Annotated in this window: 16 protein-coding genes; all 16 read left to right on the plus strand. The window is 59.9% G+C overall.

Annotated features, from left to right (window positions below):
• Positions 1–21: 21 nt before the first annotated feature.
• The 16 genes from BHE01S_RS10130 to BHE01S_RS10200 all read left to right on the plus strand — a co-directional run bounded on the left by BHE01S_RS10130 (position 22) and on the right by BHE01S_RS10200 (position 18,935).
• Entirely contained in the window at positions 22–597 is a 576-nt protein-coding gene (locus BHE01S_RS10130) for a hypothetical protein (protein WP_042263388.1), read from the plus strand.
• 2 nt (positions 598–599) lie between these two features.
• On the plus strand, positions 600–3,119 hold the full coding sequence (locus tag BHE01S_RS10135; protein WP_042263389.1) for a pyruvate, phosphate dikinase: 2,520 nt from the start codon (positions 600–602) through the stop codon (positions 3,117–3,119).
• 191 nt (positions 3,120–3,310) lie between these two features.
• A complete protein-coding gene (locus tag BHE01S_RS10140) occupies positions 3,311–4,420 on the plus strand; it encodes an NAD(P)-dependent alcohol dehydrogenase (RefSeq protein ID WP_042263677.1) in 1,110 nt (369 codons plus the stop codon).
• Between the two features lie 45 nt (positions 4,421–4,465).
• Positions 4,466–5,920 carry an aldehyde dehydrogenase family protein gene (locus BHE01S_RS10145; protein ID WP_042263391.1) on the plus strand — a complete coding sequence of 485 codons (1,455 nt, stop codon included), beginning with the start codon at positions 4,466–4,468 and terminating at the stop codon, positions 5,918–5,920.
• Positions 5,921–5,973: 53 nt separating this feature from the next.
• Complete coding sequence (locus BHE01S_RS10150; protein ID WP_042263392.1) at positions 5,974–7,509, plus strand: AMP-binding protein; 1,536 nt, start codon at positions 5,974–5,976, stop codon at positions 7,507–7,509.
• Between the two features lie 321 nt (positions 7,510–7,830).
• A complete protein-coding gene (locus BHE01S_RS10155; RefSeq protein WP_042263393.1) occupies positions 7,831–8,877 on the plus strand; it encodes a porin in 1,047 nt (348 codons plus the stop codon).
• Positions 8,878–9,696: 819 nt separating this feature from the next.
• Entirely contained in the window at positions 9,697–10,368 is a 672-nt protein-coding gene (locus BHE01S_RS39785; RefSeq protein ID WP_407669492.1) for a phage integrase central domain-containing protein, read from the plus strand.
• Positions 10,369–10,503: 135 nt separating this feature from the next.
• A complete protein-coding gene (locus tag BHE01S_RS38670; RefSeq protein WP_174479498.1) occupies positions 10,504–11,244 on the plus strand; it encodes a hypothetical protein in 741 nt (246 codons plus the stop codon).
• A gap of 117 nt (positions 11,245–11,361) precedes the next feature.
• Positions 11,362–12,411 carry a porin gene (locus tag BHE01S_RS10165; RefSeq protein ID WP_042263398.1) on the plus strand — a complete coding sequence of 350 codons (1,050 nt, stop codon included), beginning with the start codon at positions 11,362–11,364 and terminating at the stop codon, positions 12,409–12,411.
• 191 nt (positions 12,412–12,602) lie between these two features.
• Positions 12,603–13,346, plus strand: coding sequence for a GntR family transcriptional regulator (locus BHE01S_RS10170; RefSeq protein WP_007176421.1), 744 nt, complete (start codon positions 12,603–12,605; stop codon positions 13,344–13,346).
• Entirely contained in the window at positions 13,343–14,122 is a 780-nt protein-coding gene (locus BHE01S_RS10175) for an ABC transporter ATP-binding protein (RefSeq protein ID WP_042263400.1), read from the plus strand. Before BHE01S_RS10170 ends, BHE01S_RS10175 begins: the two co-directional genes overlap by 4 nt.
• Before the next feature lie 145 nt (positions 14,123–14,267).
• Complete coding sequence (locus BHE01S_RS10180; protein WP_245639694.1) at positions 14,268–14,942, plus strand: ABC transporter permease; 675 nt, start codon at positions 14,268–14,270, stop codon at positions 14,940–14,942.
• 107 nt (positions 14,943–15,049) lie between these two features.
• Positions 15,050–16,063, plus strand: a complete 1,014-nt coding sequence (locus BHE01S_RS10185) for a zinc-binding dehydrogenase (protein WP_042263402.1) — start codon at positions 15,050–15,052, stop codon at positions 16,061–16,063.
• 16 nt (positions 16,064–16,079) lie between these two features.
• Positions 16,080–16,514 (plus strand): PaaI family thioesterase, encoded by a 435-nt coding sequence (locus BHE01S_RS10190; RefSeq protein WP_042263404.1) that lies wholly within the window; start codon positions 16,080–16,082, stop codon positions 16,512–16,514.
• Positions 16,514–17,413, plus strand: coding sequence for a VOC family protein (locus BHE01S_RS10195; RefSeq protein WP_245639695.1), 900 nt, complete (start codon positions 16,514–16,516; stop codon positions 17,411–17,413). The genes BHE01S_RS10190 and BHE01S_RS10195 overlap by 1 nt, the downstream gene beginning before the upstream one ends.
• Positions 17,400–18,935 (plus strand): class I adenylate-forming enzyme family protein, encoded by a 1,536-nt coding sequence (locus BHE01S_RS10200; RefSeq protein ID WP_042263406.1) that lies wholly within the window; start codon positions 17,400–17,402, stop codon positions 18,933–18,935. The genes BHE01S_RS10195 and BHE01S_RS10200 overlap by 14 nt, the downstream gene beginning before the upstream one ends.
• The last annotated feature ends 27 nt before the right edge of the window (positions 18,936–18,962 follow it).

Genomic DNA, 18,962 nt, shown 5'->3' on the forward strand with positions numbered 1-18,962 from the left:
GCTATAACCCGGAGAGACGTAATGTTGACGGAAACCGCATTCCTGGTCCTCAACGCCCTGTACCTGAAGAAGATGGCAAACTTCGCCGCGCTGGCCGAGTGCGTGCGCCTGCCGGAGGCTGATGTGCAGGAAGCCCTGAACGACGCGGTCGAACAGGGGGATGCCATGGACCTGAACGGCGAATACCTACTGGACGTGCCGGGTAGACGCGCGGTTCTCGAGTATTACAGCAATACTTACTTGCCAAAGCGCGCAGCCGTCTCCGACTGGTATGAGCGGTTTGAAGTGCTGAACAGCCAGTTCCTCAAGCTGGTGAGCGAGTTTCAGACGTCCGATGGCGACGCGCGTGTTCTTGCCCAGCTGATGAAGGTCGTCGAGCGCCAGATGACGGCGCTGCGGAAAATCGAAAGCGATATTCCACGCTATGGCGTCTATGCCGATCGTTTTGCCACTGCGATGGAGCGGGTCGACCTGGGTGACAAATCGTTCGTCACGAATCCGCGGGTGGATTCGATCCATAACATCTGGTTTGAATTTCACGAGGACATCCTTGCCGTCGTCGGTCGCCCCCGTGAGACTGTTGAGGATATGCACTGAAAATGGCAGCTATCAAGTACCTCTGGGATGTCGACACCATCGACGCGTCGGACACGACGCGTTTTGGTGGCAAGGCCGGCGGGCTGGCAAGGATGCGGCAGATGGGACTGCCCGTTCCGCCGGCAGTCGTGATCAGTACTGACGCGTTCAAGGCGTTTCACGAGAACGGCGGTCAGTTGCCCGCATCGCTTGGCGACGAAATCGATACAGCAATTCATCTGCTCGAGCAGCGCACCGGCAAGGATTTTTGCGGCCGCGGTGTGCCGCTACTGTTGTCCGTGCGGTCGGGCGCCAAGATCAGTATGCCCGGGATGATGGACACGATCCTGAATCTCGGTCTCGACGCGGCGTCTGCGGCGAGTTTCTCGACTTCATCCGGCAACCACGCGTTCGTCGGTGATACGTGGCTGCGATTCTGGTCGATGTACGCCGATACAGTTCTCGGTGTCGATGCCGAATCCATCGTCCCCCGGTTCGAGGAAGCCATCGCGGCGTCGAACCGGCCGGTGACCGAGACGTTCGCAGCGATTGAGACGGAACTGCTGTCTGCGATTGAGTCTGAAGCGGGCGAGCGTCCCTCTGCGTCGCCGCGCGAGCAGCTGGCGCGCGCAGTAACGGCAGTGTTCGAATCCTGGAATTCGTCACGTGCGAAGGCGTACCGCAAGCACCACGGCATTCCCGACGATCTTGGCACGGCAGTTGTAATTCAGGCCATGGTGTTCGGTAATCTCGATGATGAGTCGGGCACCGGCGTCGCGTTCACACGCGACCCCATGACCGGCGAGAGAAAGCTGTTCGGCGAATACCTGGCGGGTCACCAGGGAGAAGATCTGGTCGCCGGTACGAAGACACCTGATTCGCTCAGCAATCCGTCACCTGCCGTCACCCGCATTGCCGACGAGGTCCGCGTGGTCGGCGATCAACTGGAGGCGATATACAAGGATGCGCTCGACATTGAATTCACGGTGGAACGAGGCAAGCTGCATCTGCTCCAGGTGCGTGCAGCCAAGCGCACGGCCGCCGCGGCAGTCCGGATCGCGGCTGACATGGCGGAGGAGGGCCTCATTGGTCATGAGACGGCGCTGCGCAGGGTAACCGACGACCAGTTGCGCCAGCTCGTGCGGCCCGGCTTCGTCCCGGAGGAACTGGCGGCAGCCAATACGAACGGCAGCCTGCTGATCGAAGGCGTTGCGGCATCGCCTGGCCATTCTACCGGTGTGGCTGTGCTCGATAGCGACCGTGCCGTAGAGCGCGCGGCAACGGGCGAGAACGTCATCCTCGTACGCCCCACGACGAGCCCGCTCGATGTGCGCGGAATGCTGCACTCACAGGGCATTGTAACGGCTCGCGGCGGATCGGCGAGCCACGCGGCTGTCGTCGCGCGTGCGTTGGACAAACCCTGCGTTGTCGGATGTGCTGCACTCGAGGTCAATGAAGACGCACGAACGTTCAAGGCGGGTGCCCGTGTATGCAGCGAGGGCGATGTCCTTTCCGTCGATGGGAAGACCGGTCGCATCTATGTTGGGGCGATAGCGCTGGACGATACCGGCGCGTCGAATCCGTATCTGAACAAGCTGCTTCACTGGGCCGAGGAGTTGTCCGGTGTCTCGGTTTGGGCATCCGCGCGCATGACAGGTGAACTCGCCGCGATCGTCAAACGTCATCCAGCTGGCGTGGGGATTGTTCCCATCGTCGACCTGCTGATCGGAGGCGGACAGGCCGAAGGACTAATCGAGGCGGTGCAGTCGCTTAGTGCGAATGTCGCCGCGCCAGCCTCCAGGGTCGAGGCGCGGTTCGAGGATTCAGTGGTATCCGTCTGCAAGGGGCTGTTGTCGGCATCGCCCGAAAAGCCTGTCGCGGTGCGTCTGCCCCGACTTAGCGGATCGAGGGCACGACACATGGTCGACGGATGGGCGTCGCTCGAGCCAGGTTTGCTGCTTCCACTGGGCGCACCTCGCCTCACGAACGCCCTGGTTAAGGGTATCGCAAAAGCGGCGAGCGAGACCAGGCACAAGTCAGTCACAGTCGTTCTGCCCGCAGTCTCTGACGTCCAGGAAGTCATCGCCTTCAGAACGGCGGTTGACGGCATTCCGGGCGTAAAGGCCGGAATCCTCGTTCAGAATGCAGCGTTGCTCTCCGAGTTGCCCAGCTCGCCAGTCGACGGGGTGGATATCTGGATTGACGTACCGGAACTGGTTCGTACGTTTCACGGCTGGCCTGACGAAATGTCGTTCTCTGCGGAGGTCATTCACCAATACGAAGTTGCGGGCAATCTCTCGTGTTCGCCCTTAGGCACGCTGAAAGGATTTCTGTTGACGTGCCTCGCGCAACTCGCGGTCGTGGCGCGTGAGCGCGCATGGCCGATCGTACTTGATCTTGGTGCATCTCCAGCCGCCGGCGTGGTTCTTGAACTATATGGGTTGGGCTACAGGCAATTCTCCGTTCCAGCCGAGAGAATCGAGCCGTTGAGACTGAGCCTTGGCCACGCGGCCGGCCGTGCGGCAGAGAAAGCAGACAACTGACCAGGCGCGAAGCGCGTCGCCTAGCTCCGACGCGCTCCTTATCGGGTCGTTGATTGCACCCGGCAGGCAGAAAGTTGCTGAAGTTCAGCAGGCCATAACTGAGGAATACTATATATATCACTCAGGAGACGACATCCATCTCGATGGGCATTTCCGTCGATATGCGATGCCACCCGAATTCGGAGGAAACCATGGAAATCAAGGCAGCTGTCGTCAACGAAAAATCCGGTTCTTTCAGCATCGAGACCGTCAGCCTGGATGATCCGCGACCCGATGAGGTTCTGGTCAGGATTGTTGGCTCTGGCGTGTGCCACACTGACCTCGTAGTACGCGACCAGTATGTACCGATACCGCTGCCCGTCGTGCTCGGGCACGAGGGAGCTGGGGTCATTGAGTCGGTTGGGCGGGATGTTACCCGATTCCAGAAAGGTGACCGCGTCGTGCTTTCATACCATTCTTGCGGTCATTGTCCGAGCTGCGAGGAGGGCGAACCGGCGTACTGCGACCACCTGATGCCGAATAATTTCAGTGGACGTCGACTTGACGGTTCAGCGTCCGTGAAAAAGGGTGGCGTCGATATCAGCGCCAATTTCTTTCAACAGTCGTCGTTCGCGACGCACGCACTGGCCACTGACCGCAATGTCGTGAAGGTGCCCGACTCGGTCTCGCTGGACCTGCTTCCGCTCTATGGTCCCTTCGGCTGCGGCATTCAGACCGGCGCGGGTGCCGTGCTTAACACGCTCAATCCGCGCGCGGGAACATCCATCGTCGTTTTCGGCGCGGGTTCTGTCGGCCTGTCCGCTGTCATGGCGGCTCGCCTGGCGGGCTGCACCACTATCGTGGCGGTGGATCTCAACCCGTCCCGACTCGAACTGGCCTTGAAACTCGGTGCCACGCACGCGATCAACGCGAAGGCCGACGACCCGGTTGAATTCGTGAAATCAGTGACGCAGGGACGCGGTGCGGACTACTCGCTGGAAACCACGGCGCTGCCCCGGGTCCTCCGGCAGGCGGTCGAATGTCTGCATGCACGCGGTGTTTGCGGTTCGATCGGACTTCCTCCGGCAGGCACGGAAGTGACCCTGGACATGCTCTCGATTCTCTTTGGACGGACGCTGAAAGGCATTATCGAAGGCGACAGCGTGCCAGGCATTTTCATCAGCCGTCTGATCGAACTGCATCAGCAGGGACGATTCCCCGTCGAGAAGATCACGACGCACTATCGGTTTGACGAAATCAACAGGGCAGTTGCCGAAACCGAAGAGGGGCACGCGATCAAGGCGGTCCTTCACATGGAATAGCGGGTCGTCCGCGCGACTCTGCACCAACAACACCCGGAGACAGGAATGAAGGTAGAACATGCAGTCTGGGGAACCGCCATCCCGTTGAGCGACTTTGCAATGTCGATCAACGGGCGCCGTATCACCTCGGACGACACGGAGCTCGCAACCAATCCAGCGACGGAAGAACCCATCGCCAGCTTTCCGCTTGCGAGCCGAAAGCAACTCGATCTTGCAGTGGAGGCGGCCAAAGTCGCGTTCACCTCGTGGCGCGAGACTGACATCGCGACGCGTCGTAAGGCGCTTGAAGGTCTTGCTGACCAGATCGAAAAGAATTACGAAGCCTTCCTGACGCTCCTGACAACTGAGCAGGGCAAGCCCCGAGCGGGGGCGGAGTGGGAAATCGGCGGCTCGATCTACTGGTTACGGGAGATTGCAAAGCAGTCGCTTCCGGAAGAGGTTGTGCGCGATGACGGGGAAAATCGTGTTGTCACGCGCTATACGCCCATCGGCGTGATAGGCGGGATCACGCCGTGGAATTTCCCGCTTCTGCTCGCGGTCTGGAAGATTGCCCCGGCACTCATGGCAGGCAACACCATGGTGCTCAAGCCTTCGCCATTTACGCCCCTGTGCACGCTCTGGTTTGGCGAACTTGCGCAGGAGGTGTTGCCCCCCGGTGTGCTGAACGTCGTGTCAGGCGGCAACGACCTTGGCCAATGGATGACCGAACACCCCGACATCGGAAAGATTGCATTTACTGGATCCACCGCTACGGGCAAGCGGGTGATGCAGAGTGCCGCGTCGAACCTCAAGCGACTCACGCTGGAGCTCGGCGGTAACGATCCCGCGATTGTGCTCCCGGACGTCAATCCGGAAGCAATTGCGAAGGATCTTTTCTGGGCCAGCTTCCAGAACAGTTCCCAGTTCTGCGTTGCCACCAAGCGCCTGTATGTCCACGAAGTAATTTACGACCGCGTGGTGAAGGCACTGGTTGAATACGCACGCGGCGTTCAGGTTGACAACGGCTTGCTCGTCGAAAGCCAGCTCGGGCCGCTTCAGAACCGCATGCAGTACGAGAAGGTCTGCAACCTCCTGCAGGACTCGGCAGTTGAAGGGCACCACGTCTTGCTGGGTGGCGCACCTTCAGACAGGAAGGGCTACTTCGTCCCCATCACACTGATCGACAACCCGCCCGACGATTCCCGGTGCGTTGTCGAGGAGGCTTTCGGTCCCGTTCTGCCGATCCTGAAGTACCGCGACGTGGACGAAGTGGTCAGGCGTGCAAATGACACGGAATACGGCCTTGCTGCTTCCATATGGTCCGCTGACGTCGAGAAAGCCAGGGACGTCGCACGGAGGCTTGAAGCGGGTACCGTATGGATCAACCAGATTCACGTGTTCGGACCAGACATCGCGTTTGGAGGCCACAAGCAGTCGGGTATGGGAATCGAGAACTCGCTGCATGGGCTCTCCGAGTACTGCAACATGCAGACGATCATGGAACGTCCGCTTGCCACCTGATGCGAAATGCGGCTTGCGAATTTGGTAAAAAGAGAGACCACGTGGAGGGAAAAATGGAGCAGTCAGTCGGGGCACTGGTCACACGTTCCGCTCGGAGATTCGGGGACAAGACTGCTATCGTTGCCGACGGGAAGGCATGGTCCTTCCGTCAACTGGACAGTCTTTCCTCCAACGTGGCGGATAGTCTTCGGGAGCGAGACGTCGGGAAGGGATCCGTCGTATCGCTCTATTCACCCAATTGTGCGCAATGGGTTATCGCGTATTACGCGATATTGAAACTCGGTGCTGTCGTGAACCCGCTGAATCTCATGCTGACACCTCCAGAGGCAGCATACGCGGTGAACGACTGCAATGCTGTCGCCGTTTTTGGGTCCCTTGAGAAGCTGGTTCCGCTGCGCGACACGCTCGGAGCTGGTCGCGTCAGGCTGATTTCCTTCGGCGGCCCGGGGGCGTCGATCGAGAGTTTCGACGATCTGCTCACAGATGGTGAGATCGGCTCCTTCCCGGTGGAGGGAATTTCGCCCGATGATTTGAGCACGATCGGTTACACCTCCGGGACAACGGGGCATCCGAAAGGCGCAATGCTGTCCCATCGGGCAATTCTCATGAACACGGCGATGACGTCTACGTTTCACATACGCACGGAGCACGACACCGTGGTGAGTGCGTTACCGTGCTCGCATGTCTACGGCAATATCGTCATGAATAGCGCGATCGCCTGCGGCATGACCCTTGTACTACACGCCGTGTTTGAAGCGAAAGCCATCCTTGCGAGCATCGAGAACTACAGGGCGACGATCTTTGAGGGCGTCCCGACGATGTACATGTATCTGTTGAACGCTCCGGAACTTGGAGACTATGACGTCTCTTCGCTGACACGATGTACGGTAGGCGGCCAGACCATGTCGACGTACAAGATGAGGGAGGTTGAGGCTCGGTTGGGTGCCCCGTTGCTTGAGCTGTGGGGGATGACCGAACTCGGGGGGCTCGGAACAACCCACTCGCTCTACGGACCGCGCAAGCATGGTTCCATCGGAATTCCACTTCCATTCCTGAGTGCACGCATCGCGTCGTTAAAGATCCCGTCTGGCATCGCACCGGCAGGCGAGGTAGGCGAACTCCAGATCAAGGGGCCCGTCACTATGATGGGTTACTTTGGCCGGCCCGAGGCGACAGCCGAAGCGATCGACCGTGACGGTTGGCTGCATACGGGAGATCTTGCCTGCATGGACGAGGAGGGATTCATCTTTGTCGTAGACCGGATGAAAGATATGGTCATCACCGGTGGCTACAACATCTATCCTGCCGAGCTTGAGCGGGTTCTATGTGAACACCCCGCAGTTGCGATGGCGGCGGTCGTCGGTATCCCGGACGAGACGAAGGGCGAACTGGCGAAAGCCTTTATCGTGGGGAAAAGTGGTGTTCAGGTCGATACGGATGGCATTGTCGAGTTCTGCAGGCAGAAACTGGCTGCATACAAGGTGCCTCGTTTCATCGAAGTTGTGGATGATCTTCCGAAAACCAGTTCTGGAAAGATTTTGCGGCGGGAACTCAGGCTTAGGGAAGTGACGCAGAAACAGCCATCTTAAGCTGTACGAACACAGTTCATGTTGAATGGCGCTTTGCGCGCCGCGCAGGCTCAGCGAAGCCGCGACTCCAAGGTCGCGGCTTTTTTTTTGGTTCCTGGCGTGCGAAATGCGAATTGAAGTTCGGAGCGTTATCGGATGTCAGGCACTCCCGCGGATAGAAACGGACGCAGTGATTTATCGATATGTGACCTATCCCGGATCGTCAAGCCTGCTTATTGTCACGTCACGGACAGTTTAAGGACTATATGCGCGTCCGTTTTCCCGATGGACAAACGACACGTAGCCGAAAAGGTGCGTGCATAAAAGAATCAGGAGACGAACATGAGACGATTTCTGTGTGCGGTTTTCTTTCTCGGACTCAGTGCGACGGCGTCGGCACAAGGCAGTGTAACGTTGTACGGCATTCTCGATTCGGGCCTGCTCTATCAGAACAAGACTGCACCGGACGGGCACAGTGGTGTTGCTTTCCTTGATGGCGCATGGCTCCCCTCGATCTACGGGTTGCGAGGGAAGGAGGATATCGGCGGCGGTTATTCGGTCAATTTCAATCTTCAGGGTGGCTTTTCGACCGGAACAGGCGCGTTGGGAGACTCGAATGGTGGGATCTTCGGGCGCGCGGCGACGATTGGGGTCTCGGGTCCGTTCGGTGATGTGAAGCTGGGTGTGCAGTTCTCGCCTTTCTTTCTGGCGGTCACTGACGGTGATCCGCGAGGGATGCCGCAGTTCGGCAGTCAGCTTGTGCAGTACTTCCAGCAATTCGGCATCACCGGGATATTCGACAGCAACGCTATTGTCTATACGAGCCCGAAACTCTACGGCTTCACAGGTGCGCTCGAATACGCAGTAGGTGGTGTGCCCGGGTCGACCAAAAACGGCCGAAGCATGTCGGCGTCCCTGTCTTTCAGTCAAGGACCAGTCGTGGCGAACGCGGCTTACTATACTCACGCTGATCCGGAAAGCGGTCAGACGATCGCGATCGGGAAGACTGCGGCATTGGGCTATGCTTTCGGTCCGGTACTTGCGAAAGTTGACTGGGTGAACTACCTGAATCCGTCATCAAACGCCGCTCTGTCAAATGTCAACGTGTTCGGTGTGGGGGCTGTCTACGCCGTCACCCCAGCGATTACCCTCAACGGAGGGTTCTACTATGCCGTCAACAAAGGCATGAGCGAGAACAAATCGCGGATGTTCGCCTTCGGCGCCGAATACGCGCTTTCGCATCGCACTATCCTCTACTCGCAGGTTGGCGTTGCACACAATCAAGGGGCATTCCAGACCAATCTCGCAGTGCTGGCGCCAAGTTCATTTGCCGTCCCGCAAGGTGCAACAACGACTGCTGTAAATATCGGGGTCCGTCATACGTTCTGACGCCGTCGGGGCCGACGCTTCTGCTTCATTGCAAGCGAGGCCCCTTACACAGGACCCCATCAGGAGTTGATCGGCGCTCGAATTGCCTTGAACGTCTCGGGCAGCGAGCGAGAACAACTTCTGGGATCAGCAATTCGTACTTGCTGTCTGCTCCACTATCGCGTCGGGCGCAGCCAATTCTCATGGCGGCCGATGGAGATTCCAGCCCCTCGGCAGAATCTGCGATGAAAAAATCTCAGCACGTTTTTTCAACTGAAAGCATGATCGATGGCTCGCGAAGCGCCGATGCGGCAATTCCAGAAGGCATTAGGTGGATTCCGGGCGACTTTCATGGCAGCTTTGCGTTGATCCTCTGTTGCCGGCGACCGTCAAGTTCATGGCCGCATGCAGGCTAGGCCTGAGTCGGGCGCGGCTGCTCGACCGTGCGCGTCAGTTGGCACTGCGCGCCTCAGTGCGGGTGTTGCCTGAGCCCGGCCCCGCAGGGCTACCGCTATGCACGCGTGCTGGACGAGGACGGGCAGGGCATTGAGCTCGACGCTCACGTGAGCCGACAGGTTCGACACCGCAGCGCGCGATGCGCGGCAGCAGGGAGTTTTCCGAGCGCCGCCTCCGCCGAGGGTCATCGGGGCGGTGCCGGAAGCGCTGGGACCAACGGGAAGCGTCGATGGGCACGACCGACACAACATCTTTTCTCAATGATCCGGCGCATCGCGTACGTTGCACGCTTCCGCTGATATGGCGCAGCCAGTGTCGCTACTCGGTCCACTCTCGCGGGTCTCTCTGGGCGAGGCGCGGAAACTGACCGCCGGGTACCGTGACATGGTCAGGGACCCGATCGATCCCATTCTCGCGCGGCGTGAGCAGCAGCGAAGGCAACTGCTTGACATATCTGCGGATAACAATGTGACGTTTCGTGAAGCAACTGAAGCGTTTATCCGAGCGCATGAACCCCAGTGGCGAAATCGCAAGCATGTTCAGCAGTGGGGCAACACGCTCAAAACGTACGCGTATCCGGTGATCGGTGACGCCCGGGTGCGCGACATTGATACCGCGATGATCGTACGCATCCTTCAGCCGATCTGGACGAAGAAGGCGGAGACTGCGCGCCGTGTACGCGGCCGCATCAAGCCAATTCTCGACGCAGAGACGGTGCTGGGGCATCGCGTCGGCAGCAACCCTCCCGCACATGGTCAATTCCTGGCGATCGTACCAAGAGCGGCCGACCGCTTCGCGTACCGCTTTGTGACCGTGCTATGGAGATCGTGCACAACGCATTGCCAAAGGCAAGATACGGATATCTGTTCCCTAGCTGCAAGGAAGGGCAATGCGTCGCGAACATCCGCGAACGTGGAATGCGACGCGGCGAGGATGCGCAGTCGTTCGCAGAATTGCGGGATTGGGCGGAGTCGTACCGCTCTCGTTCTGGATCGAGTTCGTATGGCGCGCACGAGGCGATATTCAACGCGTTTGAGGGACCAAAGGCACGTCTGAAATCCAGAGTCCTGGTTACTGCTTTCGCTAACAGCTCCGCCTGAGGATGTCGCCTCAACCGAAGCGGACGGCGGCTCGGCCGATGCCGGACATTGGGTCGGTAGTGCGACGTGTAACGCTCGCAAGCCCGACAGCTTGCCGACGCTGTCCGGCCAGGAAGAGACTCCCGGTCTTCGCTTGGCGGCGACGCTCGAACGACGCGTCCATCTTGAAAGCGGCTGTTTAGACACTCTAACTAATGCCTTTTCCAGACCAACACTGACGGATTTGCAGACGCAGGTTTCGTCGGACATCGCGTCGAGCGTGCCGGGCACTGACCCGTTGCTACGCTTCGCGAATCTCCGGACTACCGGTCGGGTTCAGGCCGGCCTCGCACACCTGCATTATGACCATCTCGACTGGATCGCAAAGCCGGCCGTTCCGTATACCGCGACAGATGAATATCTGGCTGGCTGCGGCGCTGAAGAGTACATACCTGAAGCAAGCGACGTCAGCGACTGGCTCGGCTACGTTTCCGGGGTCTTCGGGAACCTTTCTGGACGGCACTCAGGTTGTCCGTGGAGATGGCTTCGTCTACACGCCTTCAATCCGAAACTCTCACGACGGCTGACGCTTTACACGCGCCCCACGCTGGAACAATGGCGATTGCGCGAGGCGAAAGCGGCAGTTGTGCCAGAGCGATGCAAATCCCGCGTTTGCCAATCATTTCTTCCAGTTGCCGCGCTCCCGCCTTCGCGCTCAAAAAATCGCGCGCCGAATGGCAATGTGGTGCTCGCCTGTAAGCACCTCACGCTTGAGATGTCCAGAAATATTTGTTGTGCATCTCTTTTTTGTCGTCCTAAAGTCAATTGTCGATCGCTTACCGATCATTTGTGAGCATCTCACAGGTCGCGTTTTCTTGCACATGTCTTTTGGGGCATGAATCAAGAAAGCGGCTCACACTGAGATGCTTAGTAATCCGACATTAACCATTTAACGAAACGGGAATCTGAAATGCGCAAGATGGCTTTGGCTTGTTCTGCAGCACTCGTTGCACTTGGCACCGTGACAGTGACGCCGGCCCGGGGCGAGGTCACGCTGTACGGCATTCTCGATACGTACCTGGGTTATACGAACGCAGGCGGCAAGGGCGCGCAGACCGCGGTTCAGAGTGGCGGTCTGTCGGCAAGCCGTGTAGGGATCAGAGGAAGCGAAGATCTAGGCGGCGGCTTGCGTGCGACCTTCGATCTCGAGAACGGCATCCTCACGAACTCGGGCGCAGCGACGGATTCGACGCTCGCGTTCAGCCGCAGTGCGTGGGTCGGTCTCGGCACGCCGTATGGCGAGTTTCGTTTCGGTCGTCAGAACTCCGTGCTGCTGCTGATGCACAGCAAGTTCGACGCGTTTTCCGGCGGTACCTACGGCTCGTTTCTTCACAACGCTTCGACGTTCGTGTTCCGCTACGACAACATGATCACGTACTGGTCGCCGAATATCGCCGGATTCACGTTCTCCGCGGGTGCGAGCCTGGGCGGTCAGACGTCGCCGCATGACGCGCTGAATGCCTACGTCGGCTCGATCGATTATCAGCGCGGCCCGCTGTACCTCGGCGTCAGCCATGCGGAACAGAACGGCGCGAACGGAAAAGTCAATACGAAGACGACGTTCGCCGGCGGCAGTTATCAGTTCGGCAGAGTGACGGGCTACTTCGGCTATTACCGCGGCAACAACCTCGGCTCGAATATCTCAACCAATGTCCAAGGCAAATATCACAGCGTCTATTCGTTATCGACGACCTACAACGTCACACCCGCGCTACGACTCGCGGCCGGCGTCGGCTACGCGCAGGATAGTTCGGGTCAGGATAACAATGCGGGAGAGGTGAGCGTTGGCGCGTTCTACAGTTTCAGCAAGCGGACGCTGGTCTATGGGACGTTTGAACGGCTCGTGAACCGCCACGGCGCGACCTATGCGCTGATCGCCAACGGGCCCATCACACCGAACACGCCGACGCGCGGAGAAGGCGTGACGGGCGCGCAGCTCGGGATACTGCATTCGTTCTGACGGCACGAAGGCGCAGTGAACGCCATGCGGATATGTCATGCGAGAGAGGCCAGGGAGCGGCATGACATATCGCTGAACAGCTCAGAAGTCACGTTTTTTTACGTGCATTTTTTTAATGGCTGTTCTAAGTTAACTCATCACCTGCCCACACGGATCTCTGTGAGCAGCTTACGAGACGAAGGAGAGGTGTCGTGAAAGATCCTGCAGCTCCGACGGTGGAATTGATCGACTGTTCGAACGAAGCAAAACTGCTCAGTGAGCGGGCGTGTTCGGCGATTCGTCAGGACATTCTGTCCTGCGTAATCGAACCGGCCGCCACGCTGACGGAAAGCGCGCTGACCGCACGCTACGGCATCGGCAAGGCAACCTGCAGGGTGGCGCTGCAGCGTCTCGCGCAGGAAGGTTTTGTGCGCATCGTGCCGCGTCAGGGTTACGTGGTGACGCCGATTACGTTGAAGGACGTCGAAGAAGTGTTTGCGCTTCGCCTTGAGCTTGAGCCGCTATCGGCGCGCCTCGCTGCGGGCAAGGCGGATATCGACCTGTTGAACCGGCTGGAGCGCGCGTGCCGCAACGACGATACGTCGCTTGGCATCGGCAGCCGGATCGGCATCTTCATGGACGCGAATGCCGCTTTCCACATGGCGATCGCCGAATGTTCGGGCAACGGCCGGCTGGTTCGCATGCTGGGTGGCCTGCTCAACGATATGGCGCGACTCGTGTCGCTCGGCTTCGGGGTGCAGAACACGAAGCCGGAGATCCGCCATGACCACACCGCGATGATCAGCGCGCTCGCGAGCGGCGACGGCAAGCGCGCCGAGCAGATCGCGCACCGGCATGTGGCGACGTTCCGCGACATGACGATGGAAAAGGTGATGGCGAGCCTGCGCGACACGCATGCAGGCGCACCGATCGTACCGCTGCGAGGCGCACGATGAACGCAGTGACTACCCAGGCCATGTTCGAGAAGGCAGCCACGACACGCAACGCGGTGGAAGTGGAGCACGTTTCGAAGCACTACGGCAAGCTGGCGGTGCTCGAGGACATCAGTCTGACGGCGCCTTCGGGTTCGGTGCTGGCGATCGTCGGTGCGTCCGGATGCGGCAAGAGCACGTTGCTCAACATCATCGCAGGGTTGGTGCAGGCGGATCAGGGCGACGTGCGGATCGACGGAGTGGCCGGCGAGCCGACGCACGATACCCGCGTGGTCAGCTACATGTTTCAGGAAGACCGCCTGCTACCTTGGCGCACGATCGTGGCGAACACGGAGTTCGGTCTCGAAGCGGGTTCGCTCAATGCAGAACGGCGGCGCGAACGCGCGCTGGCCGCGCTGAAGATGACCGGCCTCGAAGGATTCGAGCACGCCTACCCGCACGAGCTCTCGGGCGGCATGCGCAGCCGGGTGGCGCTCGCGCGCAGCCTCGTCGTGAAGCCGTACATCCTGTTGATGGACGAACCGTTTTCCAAGCTCGATCCGCAGATGCGCTCGCAGATGCACGCGGAACTGCTGCGAATCCGCGAGCAGTTGAAGATGACCGTTGTATTCGTCACACACGACGTGGAAGAAGCCATCGTGCTCGCGGATAAGGTGATTGTGCTGCGTCCGCGGCCGGGACGCGTGCGCGATGCGCTGATGATCGACTTGCCGCGACCGCGCGATCCGCTCGCCGCCGAAGTCGCGGAAACGGTGCGCCGCGTGCGCGCCCTCATTTAAGGACGTTGCGATGTCTTCTGTTTCGACCGCCAGCTCTGTTTTTCCCGCACGGTTTGGCCGACTGACGCGTTTCGCGAGAGTCGCCGGTCAACGTCTTTCACTGCTCGCCATCTTCCTGATCCTGTGGTGGGTGGCGGCGCAACGCGTGCCGGCCTTCATCCTGCCCGGTCCTGGGAAAACGTGGAACGCGCTGCTTGACCTGATCGCGACCGGTACCTTTGCCGAAGATCTCGGCATTACGCTGTACCGCGTCGTCGCAGGTTTCCTGTTGGCCGCGCTGGTCGGCACGCCGCTCGGCATCCTGCTCGGCGCGAATCGTCGGCTCGGCAGTTTCTGTGAGCCGGTATTGTCGGTGGTCAATACGGTATCCGCCGCGATCTGGGCCATCTTTGCGTTGATCTGGTTCGGCATCTCGAACGGCACGACCATCTTCGTCGTGTTCATGGAAGCGATGCCGCTGATTCTCACGAACGTGTGGCAGGGCGCGCAAAGCGTCAATGCCGAATACGTCGAGCTTGCCCGCAGCTTCCAGATGTCGCGCAGCAAGGTGATGACCAAGATCTATCTGCCCACCGTGCTGCCGTATTTCTTCTCCGGTGCTCGCCTCGCGTTCGGTTTCGGCTGGCGGGTGTCGCTGGTGGCGGAGACGATCGGTTCGTCGAACGGCGTCGGCTACCGGCTGCGTCAGGCGGCAGATCTTGTTCAGACCGATCAGGTGTTCGCATGGACACTCACTATGGTCGTGCTGATGGTGGTGCTCGAGTACGGCATTCTAAAGCCGCTTGAAAACTACCTGTTCCGCTGGAAGAAGCGGGCATAGAGAACGGGCTCGCGGCGCACTGCTGCCGCGCCGCGAGCCGAAGTGGCTGAAATGGTCGAACATTTACGAAGAAGTAGCACGTTTGCTTTCCATAAATAGGAGTACATATGAGCAGTACGATGAAGGCTTTGATTCTCTCCGAACACGGTGACGTCGACAAACTCCATGTCGGCGAGCTGCCAATGCCGAAGGCGGTGCCGGGTCACGTGGTCATCCGCGTGCGCGCGTCGTCTTTCAACTATCACGACGTCTTTACGGTGAAGGGTATGCCGGGCATCAAGGTGCCGCTGCCTGTGGTCATCGGTCTGGATATGGCGGGAGAGATCACCGAGGTAGGAGACAACGTCGAAAACTGGTCGGTTGGCGCACGCGTGCTCGTCAATCCGCTCAACAAAAAGAAAGGCCTGATGGGCGAAATGCTCGACGGCGGCATGGCGCAATACTGCCTCGTCAACGCTGACCAGTTGATTGCAATGCCCGAAGGCGTGACGTTCGAAGAAGCGGCCTCGCTGCCGGTCGCCTACGGTACAGCGCACCGGATGCTCGTCACGCACAACACTATCAAGCCGGGCGATCGTGTAGTCATTCTGGGTGCGAGCGGTGGTGTCGGAACCGGCTGCGTGACGCTCGCCAAAATGCTTGGCGCCGAAGTGATCGCGGCCGCCGGCAGCGCGGACAAGGCCGAACGGCTCAAGGCGATGGGCGCCGATCACGTCATCAACTATCGCGACACCGATTTCTCGAAGTGGGTCATCGAGAAGTACGGCAAGCCGCAACGCCGCAGCTATGAAGGCGGTGCGGACGTCGTGATCAATTTCACCGGCGGCGATACGTGGGTGCCGTCGCTCAAGTGCATCAAACGCGGCGGCAGCCTGCTCGTCTGCGGCGCGACCGCGGGCCACGATCCGAAGGAAGATCTGCGCTACATCTGGAGCTTCGAGATTCGTGTGGTCGGCTCGAACAGTTTCTATGACGACAACCTCTCCGCACTGATGGAATTGATCCGTACCAGGAAGATCGCGGTGCAGATCGACAAGGTGCTGCCGCTCGAACAGGCCGCGGAGGGCCTGCGCATGATTCGCGATCGGGAAGTACTCGGCAAGATTGTCGTTACCCCATAAAAATACGGAGACCAGAATGGCTGATAACCAGCAACTTACCGCCGAGCAGGTTCAGGCAATGCTCACGCGCGGTCCTTATCATCAATGGCTCGGTCTGCGTGTGCTCGAAGTCAGTGAAGGCTCGATCGAAATCGCTGCGACATGGCGCGAAGAGTGGGTCGTGAACCCGGAACGCGGCTACACGCATGGCGGCATTCTTGCCGCGCTGGTCGACCTCACGGCCGACTGGGCGCTGGTGTCGAAAACGGGCCGCGGCGTACCGACGATCGATCTGCGCGTCGACTATCACCGTGCGGCGATGCCCGGCGACCTCATCGCGCGCGGCAAGGTCGTGAAGTTCGGCAGCGCGATTTCGGTTGCGGAAGCACACATCTACGACCAGTCCGGCACGCTGCTCGCAAGCGGCCGGGGCGTCTATTCGACCGCACTCGCACCCGCGCCGAAGGCATGATGAATACGGCGACATCGACGCTCGACCATGTCGTCGTGAACGCGATGTTCGAAACCGACGCTGCGGCGTCATGTTTCGAAGCGCTCGGTTTCGCGCTGACCCCGCGCGGCTATCACTCGCTTGGCTCAGTCAATCACCTGATGATGTTCGATGGACATTATCTCGAACTGGTCGGCCTGCCCCCCGGCGCCACCACGTTGCGGCGCGAGATTCTTGAAAGCCGTCTGGGGTTGGACGGTCTCGTGTTCAAAACGGACGACGCGCAGGAAACCTATGCGCGGTTGATCGACGCCGGCGTGCGTGCCAGTGAACCGCAGTCGTTCACACGGCCCGTGAACGTTGAAGGCGTCGAGCAGATCGCCCGATTCCGGACAACCCGGCTCGCAGCCGAAGAACTGTCCGCCGGGCGCGTCTATTTCTGCGAGCACCTCACGCCGGAATGGGTCTTCCGTGCCGAATGGACGAAGCATCCGAACGGCGCGCGACGCCTGAAGGAATGTGTGATCGTGAGCGACGACCCGCAGCTCGAAGTGCGCCGCTATGCGTTGATTGCCGGCGAGTCGGATCTCACATCGCCCTCCGCCCGGCATTCGCGCATTGCGTTGGCTGATTTCGATCTGCATTTTATCGATGACGCGGCGTACCACGCGCGCTATGGCGACCTCGTATGTCACGCAGCAGGGCGCGGAAGCTATTTTGGTGCCGTCGTCGTCGAGGTAAGCGATCTTGCGGCGGTGCGCGCACGTCTGGACGCGCTCACGTCCCACGCCGACGAGAGCGTTGTGCGGCTGATGGCGCCGGTCCATGCGCAGAGCGGCGCGTCGTCCGTTGTCGTGCTGTTAGGCGAACTCAATACTGTCATTGAATTTATCGGAGCAGTTGAACATGCCCACGCCTGAGAATCTCGGCGATCTGATCGACGCCGACGGCGATCCGTGCAAGCTTGCAGTGATCGCGCTTGGGGAACCGGATGAAACAGGTGGCGCGTGGCACGACACGCGCATGACCTACGGGGAACTGAACGCGCTGGCTGACGGCGTCGCGCGTGCACTGGTACGGCGTGGTCTGAAAGTTGGCGAGCGCGTTGCCATTCTTGCGGCGAATCGCGCTGAATATGTCGCGGCGCTGCTTGGCATCATGCGCGCGGGAATGGTCGCCGTGCCCGTCAACTTCAGGTTCCCGCCCGCGCTCTCCACTTTTGTGATCCGCGATAGCGGTGCGAGTCTGGTGTTTTGCGACGCCGCGCGACTTGCCGATTGCCCGGACGATCTGCCAACAGTCGTATTCGATTCGACGGGCGGGGAAAGTTTCGCTTCGTTCGTCGAACCTGGCCCGTTCGAGACTTTGGTGCCCACGCCCGACATGCCTGCGATGTTTCTCTATACGTCCGGCTCGACCGGCAAGCCGAAGGGCGTAATGCTCTCGCACAGCAGCCATCTGTGGGTGGCGCGTACGCGAGCGCGCGCGCAGCCACCGGCGGCGCATCGCTTTCTGGTGGCCGCGCCGATGTATCACATGAACGCGCTGACGCTCGTGCTGATGTCGTTGTACGGGCACGGTACGGTCGTACTGCTTCCGCAATTCACCGCGCGCATGTACATCACGGCAATCGAGCGTTATCGGGTCACGTGGCTCACCTCTGTGCCGCCAATGATCGCGATGATGCTGCGCGAAAAGGAACTGCTTGCGCGCACGGATCTTTCATCGGTGCGCTTCATCCGGATGGGCTCTGCGCCCGTCAGCGAGAGTCTGCTTGCGCAGATCGGTGAGGTATTGCCGAATGCGAAGCTAACTAACGTCTATGGCACGACCGAGGGCGGCCCGATCGTGTTCGGACCACATCCGCAAGGGATCGAACCGCCGTTGCTGTCGGTCGGATATCCGCATCCCGAAGTCAGCGTCAAGTTGCTCGACGCACCGCCGACCGGTGTTGCAACCGGCGTGTTGGCCGTTAAAAGCCCCGCCGTCATGCTCGGTTACCACAACCGGCCCGCCCTGCCACTGCCGGTGACAGCAGACGGCTTCTATGTAACGGGCGACGTATTTCACCGCGACGAACAGGGCTTCTATGCGTTCGTCGGCCGTGCGGACGACATGTTCGTGTCGGGCGGCGAAAACATCTTTCCCGGTGAAGTCGAGCAGATGCTGGAGACGCACCCGGACATCGTCCAGGCTTGCGTGGTGCCGGTCGCCGACGACATCAAGGGAACCAAGCCGGTGGCGTTCGTGGTGCGGCGCACGGGCGCGTCGCTAACGGAAGAGGAAGCCAAACAGTATGCGCTGACGCATGCGCCCGCATACCAGCACCCGCGGCGCGTGTGGTTCTTCGACGCATTGCCGCTTGCGTCCACGAACAAGATCGATCGCGCCGCATTGAAAGCCATAGCGCTTGCGTCGTTGCAGGATAGCGAGACCGCGTAAGTGAAACCGATACGACATTCAACATCA

This window comes from Paraburkholderia heleia NBRC 101817, assembly GCF_000739775.1.
Taxonomy (GTDB): Bacteria; Pseudomonadota; Gammaproteobacteria; order Burkholderiales; family Burkholderiaceae; genus Paraburkholderia; species Paraburkholderia heleia.

Bases quoted from the DNA above. Each gene is read 5' to 3' on its own strand.
- BHE01S_RS10130 (WP_042263388.1), top strand. From the start codon at position 22: ATGTTGACGGAAACCGCATTCCTGGTCCTCAACGCCCTGTACCTGAAG.
- BHE01S_RS10135 (WP_042263389.1), top strand. From the start codon at position 600: ATGGCAGCTATCAAGTACCTCTGGGATGTCGACACCATCGACGCGTCG.
- BHE01S_RS10140 (WP_042263677.1), top strand. From the start codon at position 3,311: ATGGAAATCAAGGCAGCTGTCGTCAACGAAAAATCCGGTTCTTTCAGC.
- BHE01S_RS10145 (WP_042263391.1), top strand. From the start codon at position 4,466: ATGAAGGTAGAACATGCAGTCTGGGGAACCGCCATCCCGTTGAGCGAC.
- BHE01S_RS10150 (WP_042263392.1), top strand. From the start codon at position 5,974: ATGGAGCAGTCAGTCGGGGCACTGGTCACACGTTCCGCTCGGAGATTC.
- BHE01S_RS10155 (WP_042263393.1), top strand. From the start codon at position 7,831: ATGAGACGATTTCTGTGTGCGGTTTTCTTTCTCGGACTCAGTGCGACG.
- BHE01S_RS39785 (WP_407669492.1), top strand. From the start codon at position 9,697: ATGGTCAGGGACCCGATCGATCCCATTCTCGCGCGGCGTGAGCAGCAG.
- BHE01S_RS10165 (WP_042263398.1), top strand. From the start codon at position 11,362: ATGCGCAAGATGGCTTTGGCTTGTTCTGCAGCACTCGTTGCACTTGGC.
- BHE01S_RS10175 (WP_042263400.1), top strand. From the start codon at position 13,343: ATGAACGCAGTGACTACCCAGGCCATGTTCGAGAAGGCAGCCACGACA.
- BHE01S_RS10185 (WP_042263402.1), top strand. From the start codon at position 15,050: ATGAGCAGTACGATGAAGGCTTTGATTCTCTCCGAACACGGTGACGTC.
- BHE01S_RS10190 (WP_042263404.1), top strand. From the start codon at position 16,080: ATGGCTGATAACCAGCAACTTACCGCCGAGCAGGTTCAGGCAATGCTC.
- BHE01S_RS10195 (WP_245639695.1), top strand. From the start codon at position 16,514: ATGAATACGGCGACATCGACGCTCGACCATGTCGTCGTGAACGCGATG.
- BHE01S_RS10200 (WP_042263406.1), top strand. From the start codon at position 17,400: ATGCCCACGCCTGAGAATCTCGGCGATCTGATCGACGCCGACGGCGAT.